The sequence below is a fragment of the Janibacter sp. CFPM2_SD2 genome, assembly GCF_057364645.1.
On sequence record NZ_JBNFOF010000007.1, the window covers coordinates 14,645 to 33,010 of the forward strand.

The following is an 18,366-nucleotide window of genomic DNA, read 5'->3' on the forward strand; positions in this document are numbered from 1 at the left end:
TCGGAACTCTTGCTGTCATGTCGCATGGCACGTGGGACTTCCCGGTCACGCGCCTCCACCTGCGCCCGGTAGGTCCCGCAGCCAGAGCCGCGCGATCCGTTCGTCATCCCGGGTGATCGCATGGCCCACCGGCAGCACCTGGTGCGTGACCCGAGCGCCCATCGCGCGCAGTTCGCCCGCCAGGCGACGTCCATCACCGGGCGATCGCCGTTCGTCGTGGGGACCGTCGAGGACCAGCACAGGCACTCCCTGCAACTGCGTCCGAGGCGGTTGCTCGAAGGGGGCCAAGGGGCGGAAGAGCACCGCTCCCCCGAGCGCACTTGGGTGCGACATCAGCAGTGCGGCCGCCATGATCGCGCCGTTGGAGAATCCCACTGCGACCGGTCGCGAGTCACCGAGACCGACGGCCAGCTCCCGGATGCATCCGGCCAGATCAGGCACGCGCCCCCGCAGGTCAGACTCGTCCACCCGCCGATCCTCATGACGTCGGAAGAAGCCATACCCACGTGACATCGTCACCGTCCCCCGCAGTCCCACCCGGGTGCTGGTTGGGGACACACGCTGAGCCAGATCCAGCAGGTCCGTCTCGCGGCCGTTTGAGCCGTGCAGCAACATCAAGGGGGCTCTGCCCGGGTCGGTGCCGCGGACGACGTACGCGTGCTCCGACATGCTCACCTCCCATGCGCGGTAGGGCCGTACCAGATGGCGCCAACTCTGCCGTTGCTCCGTGCTGTGGTTCTGACTCACAGTACGGAGCAACGGCAGAGCCACGAGAGGACCCGATCGCGCCAACGCGCTCGGACCGGCTCAGCCCGTGAGCACGCCCTCCATCCAGCGCGCCGCGGCCAGGACGAGGTCGTCGGAGTGCCGCGGACCGATGATCTGCAGGCCGACCGGCAGGCCGGCCGAGGTCGTGCCGCACGGGATGCTGATTGCCGGCTGCTGGGTCATGTTGAAGGGATAGGTGAAGGGCGTCCACTGGGCCCAGTGCGTCATGCCGCTGCCCGGGGGGACGTCGTGGCCGGCCTCGAAGGCGGGGATCGGCATCGTCGGCGTGATGAGCAGGTTGTGCTCCTCGTGGAAGGCACCCATCGTGATGCCGAGCCGTGCGGCGACGGCACGCGCCTCGAAGACGTCGACGCCGCTCACCGACTCGCCCAGGTCCCAGGCCCGGCCGAGCTCGGGGTCGATCGTGTCGCGGGCGCCCGGCATCGTCCGCAGCAGCGTCGCCGCGCTGGCGCCCCACAGCAGCTCGAAGGCGTCGAAGGGGTCGTCGAAGCCCGGGTCGGTCGCGGTGACGTGCAACCCGGCGGCGTCGATCTTGGCCACCGCGGCGTCGACGGTCGCGGCGACCTCCGGGTCGACGTCGACCCACCCGAGGTCTCGCGAGTAGGCGACGTGCAGCCCGGTGAGGTCGCGGGCGAGCTCACCGCGGAAGGTCGCGCGCGGCGGTGCGAGCGCCGTCGGGTCGCGGTGGTCGGGCAGCGAGATGATGTCCATGAGCAGCGCCGCGTCCTCGACGGTGCGCGTCATCGGGCCGGCGTGGGCGAGCGGCCCGAAGGGGCTGGCGGGGAACATCGGCACCCGCCCGTGGGTCGGCTTGAAGCCGACGATCCCGCAGAAGGACGCAGGGATGCGGATACTGCCCCCGGCGTCGGTGCCCACGGCGACCGGGCCCATACCGGCGGCGACGATGGCGGCCGCGCCACCGGAGGACCCGCCAGCGGTCATCCGGGTGTCGAGGGGGTTGCGGGTCACGCCGGTCAGGGGCGAGTCGGTGACGCCCTTCCACGCGATCTCGGGCGTGGTGTTCTTGCCGACGAAGACCATGCCGTCCTCGCGCAGTCGCGCGGTGACGGGGGCGTCGACGTCCCAGGCCTGGTCGGGGTCGATCGACTTCGAGCCACGAAGGGTGGGCCAGCCCTTGGTGAGGAAGATGTCCTTCATCGAGGTGGGCACCCCGTCGAGCAGCCCCTGGGGAGCGCCGGCCTGCCACCGGGCCTCCGACGCGCGCGCCTGCGCCAGGGCGCTCTCCCGGTCGACGAGGCACATCGCGTTGATCTCGCCGTCGACCTCGTCGATCCGGGCCAGGACCGCCTCGGTCGCCTCGACGGGCGAGAGCTCCTTGGCGCCGTAGGCGGCGACGAGCTCGACGGCGGTCATCTCGGTGGGGGTCATCGGGCGCTCCCGTCGGTCGGTACGTAGCCCAGCGAGGTGTCGACGACGTCGCGCAGCGGCTCCTCGTCGACCCAGCGGGCGAAGTTGTCGGTGAAGACGCGCACGAGCGCGTCACGCCATCCGACGAAGTCGCCCGAGTTGTGCGGGGTGATGCGCACGTCGGGCAGGTCCCACAGAGGGTGGTCGTCGGGCAGCGGCTCGGTGTCGAGCACGTCGAGGGCGGCCCCGGCGATGGCCCCCTCGCGCAGGGCGGTGACGAGGTCGTCGGTGACGACCGACTCGCCGCGCCCGACGTTGATGAGGCGGGCGTGGTCGGGCATCGCGCGGAAGGCGGCGGCGTCGAGCATGCCGCGGGTGGCCTCGGTGAGCGGCGCGATGCACACGACCCAGTCGGCGCCCGCGAGCGCCTCGTGCAGGTCCTCCTGGGCGGTGACGGTGCCGAAGTCGGGGTCGTCGGTGCGCGCCCGTCGCCCGGAGCCGGAGACGCGGATGCCGACGGCGCGCAGGAGACGGGCGATCGCGCGGCCGATCTGGCCGGTGCCGATGACGAGGGCGCTCGTGCCCGCGACCCGCTCCGACTCGCGGTGCACCACCGGTGGGCCTGCTGCAGCTCCCACGAGCGCGGCAGGTCCTTGGCAAAGCTCAGCACCTGCCCGAGCACGTACTCGGCGATCGCGTCGTCGAAGACGCCGCGCGAGTTGGTGAGCACGACGTCGCTCGCGCGCACCTCGGGCGAGAGGATCGCGTCGACACCGGTCGAGGCGACGTGGATCCATTCGAGGGCGTCGGCGGCGGGCCAGGCATCGGGGATCGCGCTGGAGAAGAAGTCGTAGGCGAAGAGGACGTCGGCACCGGCGATCGCCTCGGGCAGCTCGGCGGCGGTGGCGTAGCGCACCTCGCGCGCCCGCTCCACGACCGGGGCCATCGAGCTCTCACTGGGCATCTCGCCGTCGTGGAGGACGACGACAACGGGCTGGCGAGACATGTTGACAACGTATGAGCGGGTTCCTAGATTGTCAACAATCTGGCAATCCCGGTGCGAAGGGAGGTGCTCGCGTGGTCCTGACAGGCGTGGAGCTCGACGGGCCGCTGGCCCAGCGCGGCATCGGGGTCATCGCCCCCTTCGACCTCGCCCTCGAGCGAGAGCTGTGGCGGTGGGCGCCTCTGGAGGTCAGCTTCCACCTGGCGCGGACCCCCTTCGAGCCGGTGCCCGTGAGCCTGGAGATGGCGCAGCGGGTCTCGTCGGTGAGCGCCCTGCAGGACGCCACCCGTGACGTGCTCGGGGTCGAGCCCGAGGTCGTCGCCTACCTGTGCAGCTCGGGCAGCTTCATCCACGGTCGTGACGGCGAGACCGCGCTCGTCGACGCGATCCGCGAGGCCGGCGCCCCCGAGGCGCTGACCTCCTCCGGAGCTCTCGCGGAGGCGGTGACCACCCTTGGGCTGCAACGCATCTCGGTCATCACGCCCTACGACCAGCCGCTGACCGACCGGCTCGTCGACTTCCTCGGCGAGCTCGACGTCGACGTCGTCACCCAGCAGCACCTCGGGCTTGCCGGCGGCATCTGGCGGGTCAACTACCGCACCGTCGCGGCGCTCGTCGAGGCTGCCGACGACCCGGCGGCCGAGGCGATCTTCGTCTCGTGCACCAACCTGCCGACCTACGACATCATCGACCCACTCGAGCGCGAGCTCGGCAAGCCGGTGCTCACCGCCAACCAGCTGACGGTGTGGGCCTGCCTGGCGCGGATGGGCCTGCCGATGATGGGGCCCGGCAGGTGGCTGAGGGAGGTCTTCGGCTCATGAGCACACCAGCCACGACCACACCGACGACGGCCGGCATCATCTACCCCGACCACGCGGCCGAGGACGAGTACCCCTGGGCCGCAGACCTGCTCGGCGCGCGCCTGCCCGTCGTCCACGTCTACGGCACGGACCTGCACGCCGTCCCCGAGCTGCTCGACCTCGGGCGCCCGGACCGCCTGGCCGAGGGCGCTGCGCGGCTCGCTGAGCACCGCCCGCAGTCGGTCCTGTGGGCGTGCACGTCGGGCAGCTTCGTCTACGGGCCGGAGGGAGCGCGCGACCAGATCAACCAGCTCGCCTCTGCCGCAGGGGTGCCCGCGTCGAGCACGAGCGCCGCCTTCGTCGAGGCCCTCGCCCACCTCGGCCTGACCCGGGTCGCCGTGGCGGCGAGCTATCCCGACGACGTGGCCCGCCTCTTCGTCGACTACCTCGCGGCCGCCGGCGTCGACGTCGTCTCGATGGGCAGCGCCGGCATCGACACCGCCGCCGAGGTCGGCCACCTCACCCCCGAGCAGGTCGTCGAGCTGGCCGTCGCCCGCGACCATCCCGAGGCGCAGACGCTCCTCGTCCCCGACACCGCGATGCGTACCCTCGCGGTGGTGCCCGAGCTCGAGGCCCGCCTCGGCAAGCCCGTCCTCACGGCCAACCAGGTGACGATCTGGCAGGCGCTGCGGCTCGCGGGGTCGACGCCGACGACGCCGGACCTCGGCGCCCTCTTCGCCCGACGCCTCCCCCCACGAAGGCAGGACCATGCCCGTCAGTGAGCTCAGCCCCAACCCGCGCCGCTCGACGGTCGAGTACATCGCCGACGAGCTGCGCGACGCGATCATGGCCGGGCGTCTCGAGCCTGGCGAGCAGCTCGGCGAGGCCGACCTGGCACGGCGCTTCGAGGTCTCGCGCGGCCCGCTGCGCGAGGCGATGCAGCGTCTGGTCTCCGAGGGGCTGCTCCACGCGATCACCAACCGAGGGGTCTTCGTCACCGAGCTGACGCTCGTCGACGTGCTCGACGTCTACCGCACCCGCTCGGTCATCGAGCGCGGTGCCCTCGAGGTCGTCCTCGACGAGGTCCGCCGCGAGGAGACCGCCGACGAGCTCGACGACGTCGTGCGCCGGATGCGTCGGGCCGCGGCGAAGGGGGACGGGCCCGCCGTCTCCGACGCGGACCAGCACTTCCACGAGGTGCTCGTCGAGGCCTCGGGCAGCCCGCGCCTCATCCGGGCGATGCGCACCCTGCTCGTCGAGACCCGCATGTGCCTCGGCGAGCTGCGCACGACCTACGGCGACCTCGAGACCCAGGTGCACGAGCACGAGGAGCTGCGCACGGCGATCCTCGAAGCCAGCCCGGCGAAGGCCAAGGCCGCCCTCCAGGCACACCTCGACGATGCCGTCAGCCGCCTCGTCGACAAGCGCGAGGCCGCACGACCTTAGGGAATGCGACCGCCGGCCCGCCCCCCTTCGCCTCCTCCCAACTCTGCAAAACCCTAGTTTGCAGGGTTAAGGATGGCGAACTCTGCAAAACCCTAGGGTCTTGCAGAGTTGGGGGATGGCGGACTCTGCATTGCCGTTGGGCAATGCAGAGTCGCGGCAGCCGTCAGGGGATGACGATCTGCGCGCCCTCCAGCGCGTGCAGGTTGCTCGACGCGAGCGCAAAGCCGCTCTGCCGCATGGGGATCCGGTCGCAGATCCACCGCTCGGCGAGGACGGCGACCTTGGCGCGCATCTCCGCCGAGAGCCGGTCGAAGGAGTCCTGCGGGTCGCAGCCGACCTGGCCCTGCAGCAGCCACCACGCCCACGCGGCGGCGCCGGCGTTGGCGATGAAGTCGGGCACGACGACGACCCCGCGGGGCGACGAGCGCGTCCTCGGCGCCCCACGTCTCGCGGCGTTGGCCGCCTCGACGACGACCGGGCCGCGACCGCGTCGACGTTGTCCTCACGGATCGCGTAGGAGACGGCGGCCGGGACGAAGATGTCGGCCGCGATGCCGACGATGGCCTCGCGCGGCAGCTGCTGCACGTGCGCCGGCACCCGCGCCCGGTCGATCTCGCCGTACTCGTCGCGCAGGTCGAGCAGGGCGGGCACGTCGAGTCCCGCCGGGTCGACGAGCGTGCCACGCGCGTCGGCGAGTGCCGTCACCCGGGCCCCGGCCTCGTGGAGGTACCAGGCCGCGCCGCCACCCATCGTGCCGACGCCCTGGATCGCGATCGTCGTCTCCGGGATCGCCCAGCCGAAGCCCTCGGCCGCGCCCAGGCAGGCCTCCGCGACGCCGTAGCCGCCGATGACGTCACCGAGCGGGTAGCCGTCGTCGGTCAGCACCTCGAGGCCGGCCTGCACGCGCGCGAGGGTCTCCGCGGGCTGCGGCGAGCGCGAGATCGCCGCGTGGAAGGACTGCGAGAGGCCCACCTCGGCGAAGACGTCGTCGATGAGCTGCTGCGTCACGCCGAGGTCCTCGGCGGTGACCCACCGGCCATCGAGCCACGGGCGCATCTCGGAGAAGAATCGAGTGAGGACACCGAAGGCCCGCGGGTCCTTCGGGTCGAAGTCCACGCCCCCCTTCGCCCCGCCGACGGGCAGACCGAAGGCCGCCGTCTTGGTGGCCATGCCACGCGCCAGGTCGCCGACCTCGCTGATCGTGCAGCCGGGCCGCATGCGGGTGCCGCCGGTGGCGATGCCGCCGACGAGGGTGTGGACGACGAGGTAGCCGTGCGCACCGGTGACCGGGTCGACCCAGGTGATCTGGTGCGCGGGCTCGCGGTCGACGAAGTCGTGGGCGGGGTTGGTCGTGTGGGTCGTCGTCACGTCGTGACCACCTCTCGAAGGGGGGAGCAGTCCGGCTGCGGTGGGGAGCCGTACGGCCAGCGTCAGCGCGTGACCTGCTTCACGTCCAGTTACAGAAGGTGCACGTGATCGTGCACCGACGCTGCACGGTCGCCGCCTCCCCCGCCACGAGCGGCCCGCGGCCTACTGTGGGCGGATGGAGCTGTCCCTGCGACGTCTGCAGATGCTGCGCGAGCTCCACCGGCGCGGCACGGTGACCGCTGCCGCCCAGGCCCTGCACTACAGCCCGTCGGGCGTCTCGCAGCAGCTCGCCCAGCTCGAGCGCGAGGTCGGGGTCAAGCTCATCGAGAAACACGGCCGCCGGGTCCAGCTCACCGAGCTCGGCCTGCTCCTGTCCGACCACGCCGAGGAGATTCTCGGCTCCGTCGAGCGGGCCACCGCGGCCATCGAGGCGGCGCAGGCGGGCATCACCGCGCGCCTGACCGTCGGCGTGTGGGCGTCGGTCGCCTCCGGTCTGCTGCCGCGCGCCCTGTCGGCGCTGCACCTCGACCACCCCGGCATCGAGGTGCGCACGAGCGAGCTCGCCCCCGAGGAGACGGCCGACGCCGTGCGTGACGGCCTGCTCGACCTGTCCTTCGTCATCGACTACTCGAGCCACACCATCGACCCCGACCCGGCGCTCCAGCGCACGGTCGTCGCCGTCGAGCGCCTGCACGCGGCCGTTCCCGAGGGGGCGATCACCGGCGAGACGGTGGCGCTCACCGACCTCGCGGACTTCCCGTGGATCCTCGCCGGGCCGCGGTCGCACTTCGGCCGGGCGGTGCGGGTGTGGTGCCACGAGCGCGGCTTCGAGCCACGCATCGCGCACACCGTCGAGGAGCAGTTCACCGCGCTGGCGATGATCGCCGGGGGCCTCGGGGCCACCCTCGTCTCCGACCTCGGCCTGACGCTGCTGCCGCCGGGCGTCGACGTCATCCCGCTGGACGAGCCGGTGCTGCGGACCGTCTCGATCGCCCATCGGGCGACGACGTCACCGCGCCCGTCCATCGACCTCTTCGTCGAGGCCGTCCGCACGGCGCGCCGAGCAGGGGCTGGCGGCTGGCCCCGCCCGGCTCCCCCCTTCGCCCCGGGGGTCTAGTCCCGACCGCGGGGCGAGGAGCAGGCCCAGACCGGCGCCGACCTGCCAGACGACGACCGCGTAGACGGCCGTCCGCTCCGCGGTCCCGAAGCCGACCGCATTGGTCAGGGCGAGCACCCAGCCGAGCGCGCAGACCGCCGTGCAGGCCGCGGTCCAGATGGCCAGCGCGCGGTGGCGCCACAGGGCGCCGGTGAGGGCCGCGAGGAGGACGAGCCCACCGCCGATGGCCAGGAGCGCGCCGGCCCCGTGCACGGTCGCGCCGGCGGGCGAGAGGCCGACGAGGACGAGCCCCGCGGAGTAGACGGCGACGAGGGGGAGCACGAGCCACCGCCACCGCGGGACGAAGGGAGCCAGCACCCACCCCGCGAGCAGGGCCCGGAGGCCGGAGCCGATGAAGGTCGCGTTCATCACCGCGTGCCGGGTCGAGACCGCGCCATCGGGCATCTCGAAGGGCACCCCCAGCGCGCTGATCGCGTCGACGGTCAGGTCGTAGGGGCGCCCCTGCCAGCCCGCGAGCGCCCACGCCTCTCCGGCGAAGTACAGCGCGGCCAGCAGGAGCAGCAGGCCCCCGAGTCGGCGACGGATCACGCGGAGGACGAAGGGGGGTCGGCAGGGTCGTCGGGCTCGGGCCGCTGGTCGGCGACGAGGTCGACGCCGGCCGCGAGGCCGGAGCGCACCTTGCCCAGCAGGTCGGTGGCCTTGCCGCCGGTCACCCGGTCGATCTCGCCCTCGGCGCGGCCGAGCCACTCGTGCGCCTGCTCGCGGTGCGCGTCGACGAAGCCGCCGGCCGCGCTCACCGCGTCCTGGGCGAGCTTCGCCGCAGCCGCACCCGCCTGAGCGAGGTGCTTGTCGAGCTCGAGGTCCTCGATGGCCTGGCGTGCGTCGCGCTTGCCCTCGGTCACGGGAGTCACGCCCCCTTCGTCGTCAGGTGCTCGTCGAGCCAGCCGATGATGCGCTCGGTGACCTCGTCACGGACGGTGTCGTTGAGCAGCTCGTGCCGGCCCTCGGGATAGATCTCGAGGGTCACGTCGCGGACGCCGGCATCGCGGTACCACCCAGCGACCTTGCGCACGGCCTCACCACCGACGGGGTCCTGGGAGCCGGAGAGGAAGAAGACCGGCAGGTCGACGGGGGTGCGGCCGGCGAGCGCCGGCAGGGAGTTGACCCCGCCCAGCAGGTCGGCGAAGAAGCCGGCGGTGAAGACCTCGCCGCAGCGTTCGTCGTCGATGTAGCGCTGGACCTCGTCGGGGTCGCGGGAGAGCCAGTCGAAGTCGGTCCGCGCGGGCGTGAAGGCCTTGTTGAAGGACCCGAAGGTCAGGGAGTTCATCAGGCGGGAGGTCGCCCGGCGGCCGCGGACCCGGGACTCGGCCCTGGCGACGAGCTCGCCGACGCGGCCGAGCAGCCCCTGGTCGCCGCCGGTGCCGCTGAAGACGGCGCCGGCGAGGTCGTGGCCGTAGCGGGTGACGTAGTCACGGCCGAGCAGCGAGCCCATCGAGTGACCGAAGAAGAAGAGGGGCAGGCCGGGGTGGGCCTCACGGGCGGCCTGCGCGACGGTGTGCATGTCGTCGACGGCCGTGTCCCAGCCGTGGTCGTCGGTGAAGTAGCCCCGATCCTCCGGCAGGCTCGAGGTCTCGCCGTGGCCGCGGTGGTCGTGGATCCACACCGCGTAGCCGGCGTCGGTGAGAGCCTGCGCGAAGCGCTCGTAGCGCCCGGAGTGCTCGGCCATCCCGTGGGCCATCTGGACGACGCCCTTGGCCTCGCCGTCGGGCTGCCAGGTGCGCACGAAGAGTGGCAACCCGTCCTGCGGGGAGGTGATGGTCGTCGTCTCTGAACGCATGCAGTCAGACTAGTGGCGAGCACCCTCAGTAGACCTTCAGTTGACGGTGCAATAATCCCGGCAATTCCGCCCCCCGCCTACCCCGAGGGACCCATGAGCAGCAAGAAGTCGATGTCCGCCCGCGAGGTCAAGCTCGCCGAGGCACGCAAGAAGGCCCAGTCCGCCGAGCGTCGCCGCTCCCTCCTCCTGGCAGGTGCCGCAGCCGTGGTGATCGCACTCATCGCTGGCACCGTGGGCTATGCCATCGTCAGCGAGCGCGACGACCGCCGGGCCGCGGGAGACCTGTCGGGGGTCAAGACCTTCGACTACACGGGCGGCAACCACGTCGAGGGCAAGATCGACTACAAGGAGTCGCCGCCCGTGGGCGGCGAGCACAACGGCGTGTGGCTCAACTGCGGCACCTACGACACGCCGGTGCCCGACGAGCACGCCGTCCACTCCCTCGAGCACGGCGCCGTGTGGATCGGCTACGACCCCGACCTGCCTGAGGCCGACGTCAAGAAGCTGGACGACGCGCTGCCCGACACCTACACGATCCTCTCGCCCTACGAGGGCAAGATGCCCGGCAAGATCGTCCTGTCGGCCTGGAGCCACCAGCTGAGCGTCGACTCGGCTGACGACCCGCGGATCAAGGGCTTCATCAAGGAGTACCGGCAGGGCAAGCAGACCCCCGAGCCCGGGGCGGCCTGCACCGGTGGTGTGACCCCCGAGACGAGCCTGGTCAAGTGACCCCCCGGGTCGTCCTCGCCGCGGTCGTCGCGCTCGCGATCGGTCTCGTCGCCGGCCTGGCGCTCAGCCGCGTCGGCGGGGACGACCTCCCTGGTGACGACAGCGTCGCCGCCGGCTTCGCCCGCGACATGCAGACGCACCACGACCAGGCCGTCGAGATGTCCTGGATCATCTACGACCGCACCGACGACTCGTTGGTGCGCTCCCTCGCCTACGACATCGCGCGCACCCAGGAGTCGCAGTCGGGGCAGATGGCCGGTTGGCTGCAGGTCTGGGGGCTCTCGCCCACCGGACCCGGCAAGCAGATGGACTGGATGCGTGGCCTGGGCCACGAGCACGGCGCAACGATGACCCTCGGCGATGACGGCCTGATGCCCGGCATGGCGACCCAGGCCGAGATGACCAAGCTGAAGGGGATGCGCGGCAAGGCGGCCGACATCTACTACCTCCAGATGATGATCCGCCACCACAAGGCGGGTGTGCCGATGGCCGAGGCCGCGCGTGACAACTCTCAGAATGACGCCGTCGAGACCCTCGCCCAGTCGATCATCAACAGCCAGACCACCGAGGTCGAGACGATGACCAATATGCTCAAGGAGCGCGGCGCCAAGCCACTACCGGGATGATCTCCCGGGCGCACGAATCCGGGGGTAGACCATGACATCGACGACGACACTGGATCAGCGATCCGCGGTGCACCGCGTCCTCACGTACGCCACCTGCGTCTTCGCCTTCGTGGCGTGGCCCTTCGTGCCATACGCAGCAGCTGGAGCAGCCCTGCTGAGCATCGCGTTCCTGGCCCTGTGGACTCCCGCCAGTTCGGTGGAACGCTGGTCTGTCCAGGCCGTGGCGACCTTTGCCTTCGTCGCCGCCGTCGCAGTGTGGTTCGCGATGCCCGTGGGCATCTCCGGCTGAGCCGACGCCGAGCCCCTCCCCGCTCCCTGAGGAGCTTGCGCAGCAAGCGTCTCGAAGGGAGTGTGACCCCATGGACTTCGGGATCGAGACGATCAGGGCAGCCGCCGAGCGACTCGAGGGCCGGGTGCGGCGCACCCCCCTGCTCTCCTCCCCGATGCTCGACGAGCTCTGCGGCGCAACGGTGCTCGTCAAGGCCGAAGCCCTCCAGCTCACCGGGTCCTTCAAGATCCGCGGTGCGCTCAACACGCTGCTGTCGCTGAGCGACGAGGAGCGAGCCGCCGGTGTCCTCGCCTTTTCCACCGGCAACCACGGCCAGGCCGTCGCTGCGTCGGCACGCATGACGGGCTCGACGGCGACGATCGTCATGCCGCAGGACGCGCCGCGGATCAAGGTCGACGGCTGCCGCTGGTGGGGCGCCGAGGTCGTCTTCTACGACCCCGCCACGCAGGACCGGGAGGTCGTCGGCCGTGAGCTCGTCGAGCAGCGCGGGCTGACCCTCGTCCACCCCTACGACGACCCGCGCGTGATGTCCGGTCAGGGGACCGTGGGTCTCGAGATCGTCGACCAGCTGCGCGAAGGGGGTCACTCGCCTGACGCGATCATCGTCCCGTGCAGCGGTGGCGGGCTCTCGTCCGGCGTCATCACGGCGGTTCGGGAGACGTACCCGGGGGCGGCTCCCTTCGTCGTGGAGCGGGATGGCTACCCCAAGATGGCGCGCTCGCTCGCCTCCGGGCGGGTGGAAAAGGTGCCGGCCGTGCCGGTCTTCCTCGACGCGATCGGCTCGCCGACGGTCGGCGAGCACACGCTCGCCGCGCTCTCCCGGCTCGAGGTGACCGGCCTCGAGGTCACCGACGACCAGGCGCGGGGTCGCGATGCGCGAGGCGGCCCGCACGCTCAAGCTCGTCGTCGAGCCCGGCGGGTCGGCCGCGCTGGCCGCGCTCATCGCGCAGCGGGAGCGCTTCGCCGGGCAGACCGTCGTCGTCGTGGCGAGCGGCGGCAATGTCGACGCCTCGGTCATGTCCGAGGTGCTCGCCCACCGCCCCTAGTCGGAGGGCACGGTCGCGACCTGCCCGGCCCGTTCGAGACTCGCCGCGACGAAGCCGCTCGCCATGATCTCGGCGACGATCTCGTCGATGCCGGCCACGAGCCGCTCGGGCCGCTCCCGCGGGACGGCCACAGCCTGTCGGATCGCCTGGAAGGCGGGCTCGAGCACCGTCAGCCCGTGCTCCTGCGCATAGGTCGTGATCGGCTGGCGCACACCGGAGAGGACATCGGCTCCCCCTTCGTAGGCCTGCTCGACCTCGTCACCACGCACGATCGTCGCGTGCTCGATGGTGCGGGTCAGGTAGAGGTCGTAGGCGGACCCGCGGCGGGTGGCGATGGTCGTCCCCGGCCGGTCGACGTCGACGATGGTGAGCGAGGCGTCTCTGGTGGCGAAGACGCCCTCGATCTCGACGTAGGGGGTCGTGAAACGCACGCCCTCCTCCCGCGCCGGCTCGATCGCGAGGAAGCCGAGGTCCGCTCGCCCGTCGACCAGGGCCGCGTAGGCGTCACGGGCCGCGGTGACGGGCAGCAGCTCGACGTCGACCCCGAGACGGGCCGCGACCTCCCGGGTGATGTCGAGCGTCACGCCGGTGGGCTCCTGCGGCGTCCCCTGCACGAGGACGGGGTTGCCGAGGTTGATGACGGCGCGAAGGGGGCCGGTCGGGCAGAGGTCGGCGCGGAGCGTGTCCGAGGTGGTGGGCATGGTCCATGTATATCGGGGCATCGCCGACGCTCGCCGCCGTGCTCGCGGGCCCTACTCCCCCATGACGCCGGCCAGCTGGTCCGCTGCGAGCTCGCGGTCGGCGTAGACGAGACGGACGGCGGCCGGGTCGGGGTTGCCGGCGTCGGGGCCGCGGTGCTGGAGCGTCAGGCCGAGCTTGTCGACGACCCGCCGGGAGGCGTGGTTGTGCTCGAGGAGGTAGGCGACGACGGGCACGTCCCGCACGGTGGGCGCCGCCTCGAGCGCGGGACGGGCGGCCTCGGTGGCGAGGCCCTGGCCGTGGGTCTCGGCGGCGAAGCGGTAGCCAAGGTTCCACCAGGCCGCGCGCGGCGAGCACCCGACGTGACCGATGACGGCGGCGTCGTCGTGACCACGCACGATCCAGGGTCCGAGCCCGACGTCTCGCCAGGCGACGGCCCAGGCGTCGAGCATCCGCTCGGTCTGCTCGACCGTCGTGTGGCGCAGAGACGGGAAGTGCGTCCACACCCGCGGGTCGGAGTAGATCGCGAAGAGCTCCGCCAGGTCGTCTCGGCTCGGGGCGTCGAGCCGCAGTCGCTCGGTCGTCAGGTGACGCAGGTCGGTCATGAGTCGAGTCCACCACGCTCGACCGACACCGCTCGGACGTGCCCTGTGGACCGGGGACGTCACGCTGTCGTCCCGCCCGGATACGGTCTGACCGTGGCCCTCCATCTCCACCGCGCGCAGCGCACCGACACCCTCGCCGACGAGCTCGGCGGGCTGCTGGCGAGCCCGCTGCCCGACCCCTTCGCCCAGGAGGTCGTCGTCGTGCCCGAGCAGGGCATCGAGCGGTGGTTGGCCCAGCGGCTGTCCCACCGTCTCGGCCGGGGCGAAGGGGGTCAGGACGGGGTGTGCGCCGGCGTCACCTTCCTGCGGCCGCGCTCTCTCGTCACGATGCTCACCGGGCGAGACGACGACGACCCGTGGCTGCCGCAGCACCTCGTCTGGCCGCTGCTCGAGGTCATCGACGCCGGGCTCGGGCAGCCGTGGTGTGCGACGCTCAGCCGGCACCTCGGGCACGGCACCGACGACCCCGACGGCACCCGCGCCGGCCGCCGGTACTCGGTCGCGCTGCGCCTGGCCCGACTGCTCCACCGCTACGGGCAGAGCCGGCCCGCGATGCTCACCGACTGGCACGAGGGGCGCGACACCGACGGCACCGGCGCACCGCTCGACCACGACCTGATCTGGCAGGCCGAACTGTGGCGACGCCTCGTCGGCGTCGTCGACGCGCCGCCGCCGGACGTGCGGCACGCCGAGACGGTGGAGCGGCTGCGTGGCGACGGCACGGGGCTCGAGCTGCCGGAGCGGCTCTCGCTCTTCGGGCACACCCGGCTCGCGGTCACCGAGGTCGAGCTGCTGCACGCCCTCGCCAGCAGCCGTGACGTGCACCTGTGGCTGCCCCAGCCCTCGCCCGACCTGTGGGAGCGACTGGCTCCCTTCGCCGCCGAAGGTGTCGTGGCCCGCGAGGACGACGCCACGAGCGACCTCGTCCGGCACCCGTTGCTCGCCTCGCTCGGCCGGGACTCGCGCGAGCTGGTGCGGGTGCTGGGGACGGGGGGCGAAGGGCCGGGGTCTCGAGGCTCGGCCGCGGACGGCCTCACACCGCCCACGCGGAGCGTGGGACCCAGACCAACGGAGAGGGCGAGTGGGGAGGCGCGGTCGGTGCTCGAGTGGCTGCAGGCTGACCTGCGCGACGACCACGTGCCCGATGAGGCCGAACGATCGAAGCGGTCGGTGCTCCCCGACGACCGATCGGTCCAGGTGCACGCCTGCCACGGGCCGGCGCGGCAGGTCGAGGTGCTGCGCGAGGTGCTCGTCGGCCTGCTCGACGACGACCCGACCCTCGAGCCGCGCGACGTGCTCGTCATGTGCCCCGACGTCGAGACCTATGCGCCGCTCATCGGCGCGGCCTTCGGCCTCGGCGAGCACGGCACCGACGCCGACGGCGTCGACACCCACCCCGCCCACCGGCTGCGGGTGCGCCTGGCCGACCGTTCGCTGCGGGCGACCAACCCCCTGCTCGACGTCGCCGACCGCGTCGTCGGGCTCGCCGGCGGGCGGCTCACCGCGAGCGAGGTGCTCGACCTCGCAGCGAGCGGACCGGTCCGGCGCCGCTTCGGCCTCGACGACGACGACCTCGCGACGATGACCCGCTGGGTCAGCGACTCCGGCATCCGGTGGGGCTACGACCAGGCGAGGCGGGCCCCCTTCGCCCTCGACGTGGAGCCACAGGGGACCTGGCGTTTTGGCCTCGACCGGCTCCTCGTCGGCGTCACCGTCTCCGCCGACGGCCCGCTGCAGGTCGGCGGCGTCATGCCCCTCGACGACGTCGGCAGCGGGTCGGTCGACCTCGTCGGCCGGGTGAGCGAGCTGCTCGCCCGGATCGGTGAGGGACTCGACCGGCTCGAGCACGCCGGCCCGGCCACCGAGTGGATGGGCGCCCTCACCGAGACCGTCCTCTCGCTGACCGACGTGCCCCCGCGCGAGCGCTGGCAGGTCGGCGACCTCCAGCGCACCCTCGGCTCCGCCGCCCGGCACGCCAGCGACGACGTGCCGCTGCGCCTCGCCGACGTGCGGGTGCTGCTCGCCGACCAGCTGGCGGGGCGCCCGAGCCGGGCGAGCTTCCGGACCGGCGGCCTCACCGTGTGCACGATGACGCCGATGCGCTCGGTGCCGCACCGCGTCGTGTGCCTGCTGGGCATGGACGACGACTCCTTCCCCCGCCAGCAGGCGATCGACGGCGACGACGTGCTCGCGCGCCGCCCGATGACGGGCGAGCGCGATGCCCGCAGCGAGGACCGCCAGCTGCTCCTCGACGCCGTCCTCGCCGCCCGGGAGCGACTCGTCATCGCCTACACCGGAGCCGACGAGCACAGCGGCGAGCCCTGCCCGCCCGCCGTGCCGCTCGGCGAGCTCCTCGACGCCGCCCGTGAGACGACGAGCTGCCCGATCGAGGTCACGCACCACCCGCTGCAGCCCTTCGACGCGCGCAACCTCACCGTCGGCGGGCCCGGGGGCGAGCGACCCTTCAGCTTCGACCGCTCCGGCCTGCTCCGCCGCCCGCGCCGCGGTCGGCGAGCGCACCCGCCCGGGCGACTCGTCACAGCTCCGCTGCCGACCGGGGTCATCACCGATGTCGGCCTGGCCGATCTCATCGCCTTCTACGACAACCCTGCGCGCGGGTTCCTGCGTGACCGGCTGCAGGTCGGCGTGAGCCGCGAGGCCGACGAGGTGAGCGACCGGCTGCCGGTCGAGCTCGACGGGCTCGAGAAGTGGGCCGTCGGCGACCGCGCCCTGCGCGCCCGCATCGCCGGCCAGGACCCGCTCTCGATCTACCAGGCGGAGCTGCTGCGCGGCACGCTGCCACCCGCCGGGCTCGGCGAGGCGACGCTCGAGGAGATCGGCCGCGCCGTCGAGCAGCTCATGGGCCAGCTCGCACTCGGGCCACCCGAGGACCCGCGCTCGGTCGACATCGAGGTCACCCTGCCCGGCGACCGTCGCCTCACCGGCACCGTCGACGGCGTCCGCGGTCTGCACCTCGTCGACGTCACCTACTCCCGGCTCGGGGCCAAGCAGGTCATGGCCGCGTGGATCCGCCTGCTGGCGCTCACCGCTGCCGGCGCCGACGACGAGGGCTGGCAGGCCTCGACCCTCGGCAAGGGCTCGCGGGGCAAGGTCGCGCGCACGAGCTATGGCGTGCTGCCCCGCGATGCAGCCCGCTCGCACCTGACGACCCTGCTCGACGTCTTCGCCCTGGGCCAGACCGCGCCGCTGCCCCTGCCGGTCAAGACCGCGCACGCGTGGGCCCAGGCGGTGAGCCGGAACCCCACACGCACCCGGCTCGCCCAGCAGCAGGCGGCCAAGGAGTGGGAGGCGTCGCTGCTCAAGAACGGCGACGTCATCCCGGGCGAGCGGGACGACTCCTGGTGGCGCCTCGTCCACGGGCGCGAGGCCCCCTTCGACGTGCTGCTGCAGACCCTCGCCGGCCCGGGCACCGACCTGGCCAGCCTCGCCCCGCGGGTGTGGGCACCGGCGCTCGACAACGTGGGGAGCACGGCATGAGCGCACTCACCCCCTTCGACATCGCCGGCGAGCTGCCGACGGGCACGGTCCTGCTCGAGGCGAGCGCCGGCACGGGCAAGACGTGGACGATCGGCGCGCTCGTCGCCCGGCACGTCGCCGAGGGAGTGGTGCGGCTCGAGGACATGCTCGTCATCACCTTCAGCCGGGCCGCCTCCCGCGAGCTGCGCGAGCGCGTCCGGGAGCACCTGCGGCACGTCCACCGGCTCGTCGCCGACCCCGCCCTGCCGACCGACGACGAGGTCGTCACGCTGCTGCGCCAGGGCACCGCCGACGAGGTCGCCGAGCGGGCTCGACGGCTGCGCGACGCGCTGACCCACTTCGACGCGGCGACGATCGCGACGACGCACCAGTTCTGCCAGCTCGTGCTGCGCGGGCTCGGGGTCGCCGGCGACACGACCAGCATGCCCGCCTCGTCGAGGACCTGTCGGACCTGCGGGACGAAGTCGTCGATGACCTCTACGTCCGCGGCTTCGCGAAGGGAGGGCCAGCCGCCTTCTCCCGCAAGCGCGCCGGCGAGATCGCCCGCGCCGTGACCGAAAATCCGCATGCCGCGCTCGAGCCGGCCTCCCTCGAGGGGCGCTCAGCCGACGCCCGCAGCCTGGGCTTCGCCCAGCTCGTGCGCGAGGAGCTCGACCGCCGCAAGCGGCGCCTCGGCGTGCTCGGCTACGACGACCTGCTCTCCCACCTCGCGATCGCCCTCGAGGACGAGGACTCCCCGGCCCGCGAGCGGATGCGGCAGCGCTGGCGGGTCGTGCTCGTCGACGAGTTCCAGGACACCGACCCGGTGCAGTGGCAGATCCTCGACCGCGCCTTCAGCGGGCACAGCACGCTCGTGCTCATCGGTGACCCCAAGCAGGCGATCTACGGGTTCCGCGGCGGCGACGTCGACACCTATCTCACCGCCGCCGAGTCGGCGACGACCCGGCACACCCTCGGGGTCAACCACCGCTCCGACGGTCCTCTCGTGCGCAGCCTCGGGGTCCTGCTCGGCGGGGCGCAGCTCGGCGACGAGGAGATCGTCGTGCACCAGGTGAGCGCCGCCCGTGACGGCTCGCGCCTCGGAGTCGCCGACGGCACCGCCCCCGACGGACAGCTCGCCCCCGTGCGGCTGCGCGCGGTGCCGAG

Annotated in this window: 21 protein-coding genes and 1 pseudogene; 13 read left to right on the top strand and 9 right to left on the bottom strand. The window is 72.7% G+C overall.

Features of this window, described 5'->3' with window-relative positions:
- Positions 1-45: 45 nt before the first annotated feature.
- From AC2W7J_RS01405 to AC2W7J_RS01415, 3 genes are all read right to left on the bottom strand, one after another.
- Positions 46-669: an alpha/beta hydrolase gene (locus AC2W7J_RS01405; RefSeq protein ID WP_485981105.1), complete on the bottom strand. Its 624-nt coding sequence runs from the start codon at positions 667-669 to the stop codon at positions 46-48.
- A gap of 138 nt (positions 670-807) precedes the next feature.
- A complete protein-coding gene (locus tag AC2W7J_RS01410) occupies positions 808-2,178 on the bottom strand; it encodes an amidase (protein WP_485981107.1) in 1,371 nt (456 codons plus the stop codon).
- Positions 2,175-2,795 (bottom strand): D-2-hydroxyacid dehydrogenase, encoded by a 621-nt coding sequence (locus AC2W7J_RS01415; RefSeq protein ID WP_485981109.1) that lies wholly within the window; start codon positions 2,793-2,795, stop codon positions 2,175-2,177. Before AC2W7J_RS01415 ends, AC2W7J_RS01410 begins: the two co-directional genes overlap by 4 nt.
- A 15-nt stretch (positions 2,796-2,810) precedes the next feature.
- On the opposite strand from AC2W7J_RS01415, the gene AC2W7J_RS01420 reads away from it, so the two are divergent.
- The 4 genes from AC2W7J_RS01420 to AC2W7J_RS01435 all read left to right on the top strand — a co-directional run bounded on the left by AC2W7J_RS01420 (position 2,811) and on the right by AC2W7J_RS01435 (position 5,406).
- Positions 2,811-3,011, top strand: a complete 201-nt coding sequence (locus AC2W7J_RS01420; protein WP_485981110.1) for a hypothetical protein — start codon at positions 2,811-2,813, stop codon at positions 3,009-3,011.
- A 223-nt stretch (positions 3,012-3,234) separates the two neighbouring features.
- Positions 3,235-3,981, top strand: a complete 747-nt coding sequence (locus tag AC2W7J_RS01425) for a maleate cis-trans isomerase family protein (protein WP_485981112.1) — start codon at positions 3,235-3,237, stop codon at positions 3,979-3,981.
- A complete protein-coding gene (locus AC2W7J_RS01430) occupies positions 3,978-4,742 on the top strand; it encodes a maleate cis-trans isomerase family protein (RefSeq protein ID WP_427801669.1) in 765 nt (254 codons plus the stop codon). Before AC2W7J_RS01425 ends, AC2W7J_RS01430 begins: the two co-directional genes overlap by 4 nt.
- Positions 4,729-5,406 carry a GntR family transcriptional regulator gene (locus tag AC2W7J_RS01435; RefSeq protein WP_485981114.1) on the top strand — a complete coding sequence of 226 codons (678 nt, stop codon included), beginning with the start codon at positions 4,729-4,731 and terminating at the stop codon, positions 5,404-5,406. The genes AC2W7J_RS01430 and AC2W7J_RS01435 overlap by 14 nt, the downstream gene beginning before the upstream one ends.
- Positions 5,407-5,472: 66 nt before the next feature.
- Here the strand turns inward: AC2W7J_RS01435 and AC2W7J_RS01440 are convergent, their stop codons facing one another.
- Entirely contained in the window at positions 5,473-6,774 is a 1,302-nt protein-coding gene (locus AC2W7J_RS01440) for a Glu/Leu/Phe/Val dehydrogenase dimerization domain-containing protein (protein ID WP_485981116.1), read from the bottom strand.
- Positions 6,775-6,949: 175 nt separating this feature from the next.
- Between AC2W7J_RS01440 and AC2W7J_RS01445 the strand changes: the two genes are divergently transcribed.
- Positions 6,950-7,891 (top strand): LysR family transcriptional regulator, encoded by a 942-nt coding sequence (locus tag AC2W7J_RS01445; RefSeq protein ID WP_485981118.1) that lies wholly within the window; start codon positions 6,950-6,952, stop codon positions 7,889-7,891.
- Here AC2W7J_RS01445 and AC2W7J_RS01450 read toward each other — a convergent pair.
- From AC2W7J_RS01450 to AC2W7J_RS01460, 3 genes are read right to left on the bottom strand one after another with little or no spacing between them, the layout of a single operon-like run.
- Entirely contained in the window at positions 7,784-8,479 is a 696-nt protein-coding gene (locus AC2W7J_RS01450) for a DUF998 domain-containing protein (protein ID WP_485981120.1), read from the bottom strand. The two genes, AC2W7J_RS01445 and AC2W7J_RS01450, sit on opposite strands and share 108 nt — an antisense overlap.
- Positions 8,476-8,802 (bottom strand): hypothetical protein, encoded by a 327-nt coding sequence (locus AC2W7J_RS01455; protein WP_485981122.1) that lies wholly within the window; start codon positions 8,800-8,802, stop codon positions 8,476-8,478. Before AC2W7J_RS01455 ends, AC2W7J_RS01450 begins: the two co-directional genes overlap by 4 nt.
- Positions 8,799-9,728, bottom strand: a complete 930-nt coding sequence (locus AC2W7J_RS01460; protein WP_485981124.1) for a lysophospholipase — start codon at positions 9,726-9,728, stop codon at positions 8,799-8,801. Before AC2W7J_RS01460 ends, AC2W7J_RS01455 begins: the two co-directional genes overlap by 4 nt.
- A gap of 93 nt (positions 9,729-9,821) precedes the next feature.
- Between AC2W7J_RS01460 and AC2W7J_RS01465 the strand changes: the two genes are divergently transcribed.
- The 5 genes and pseudogenes from AC2W7J_RS01465 to AC2W7J_RS01485 all read left to right on the top strand — a co-directional run bounded on the left by AC2W7J_RS01465 (position 9,822) and on the right by AC2W7J_RS01485 (position 12,418).
- Complete coding sequence (locus AC2W7J_RS01465) at positions 9,822-10,457, top strand: thioredoxin-like domain-containing protein (RefSeq protein WP_485981126.1); 636 nt, start codon at positions 9,822-9,824, stop codon at positions 10,455-10,457.
- Entirely contained in the window at positions 10,454-11,083 is a 630-nt protein-coding gene (locus AC2W7J_RS01470) for a DUF305 domain-containing protein (RefSeq protein WP_485981128.1), read from the top strand. Before AC2W7J_RS01465 ends, AC2W7J_RS01470 begins: the two co-directional genes overlap by 4 nt.
- A gap of 67 nt (positions 11,084-11,150) precedes the next feature.
- Positions 11,151-11,372, top strand: coding sequence for a hypothetical protein (locus AC2W7J_RS01475; RefSeq protein WP_485981129.1), 222 nt, complete (start codon positions 11,151-11,153; stop codon positions 11,370-11,372).
- 154 nt (positions 11,373-11,526) lie between these two features.
- Positions 11,527-12,174: pseudogene (locus tag AC2W7J_RS01480) on the top strand (threonine ammonia-lyase); the annotation flags it as partial.
- 70 nt (positions 12,175-12,244) lie between these two features.
- Positions 12,245-12,418, top strand: coding sequence for a hypothetical protein (locus AC2W7J_RS01485; RefSeq protein ID WP_485981142.1), 174 nt, complete (start codon positions 12,245-12,247; stop codon positions 12,416-12,418).
- Here the strand turns inward: AC2W7J_RS01485 and AC2W7J_RS01490 are convergent.
- Both AC2W7J_RS01490 and AC2W7J_RS01495 read right to left on the bottom strand, forming a co-directional pair.
- On the bottom strand, positions 12,415-13,119 hold the full coding sequence (locus AC2W7J_RS01490) for a transporter substrate-binding domain-containing protein (protein WP_485981136.1): 705 nt from the start codon (positions 13,117-13,119) through the stop codon (positions 12,415-12,417). The genes AC2W7J_RS01485 and AC2W7J_RS01490 overlap by 4 nt on opposite strands.
- Positions 13,120-13,170: 51 nt before the next feature.
- Positions 13,171-13,722, bottom strand: a complete 552-nt coding sequence (locus tag AC2W7J_RS01495) for a GNAT family N-acetyltransferase (protein ID WP_485981138.1) — start codon at positions 13,720-13,722, stop codon at positions 13,171-13,173.
- A gap of 93 nt (positions 13,723-13,815) precedes the next feature.
- Here AC2W7J_RS01495 and recC point away from each other — a divergent pair, with 93 nt between their 5' ends.
- From recC to AC2W7J_RS01510, 3 genes are all read left to right on the top strand, one after another.
- A complete protein-coding gene (gene recC / locus AC2W7J_RS01500; RefSeq protein ID WP_485981140.1) occupies positions 13,816-17,220 on the top strand; it encodes an exodeoxyribonuclease V subunit gamma in 3,405 nt (1,134 codons plus the stop codon).
- Positions 17,217-17,774, top strand: a complete 558-nt coding sequence (locus AC2W7J_RS01505; protein ID WP_485981131.1) for a UvrD-helicase domain-containing protein — start codon at positions 17,217-17,219, stop codon at positions 17,772-17,774. The genes recC and AC2W7J_RS01505 overlap by 4 nt, the downstream gene beginning before the upstream one ends.
- Positions 17,771-18,366 (top strand): UvrD-helicase domain-containing protein (locus tag AC2W7J_RS01510; protein WP_485981133.1); only part of this gene is annotated, 596 nt, incomplete at its 3' end. The genes AC2W7J_RS01505 and AC2W7J_RS01510, both read left to right, overlap by 4 nt.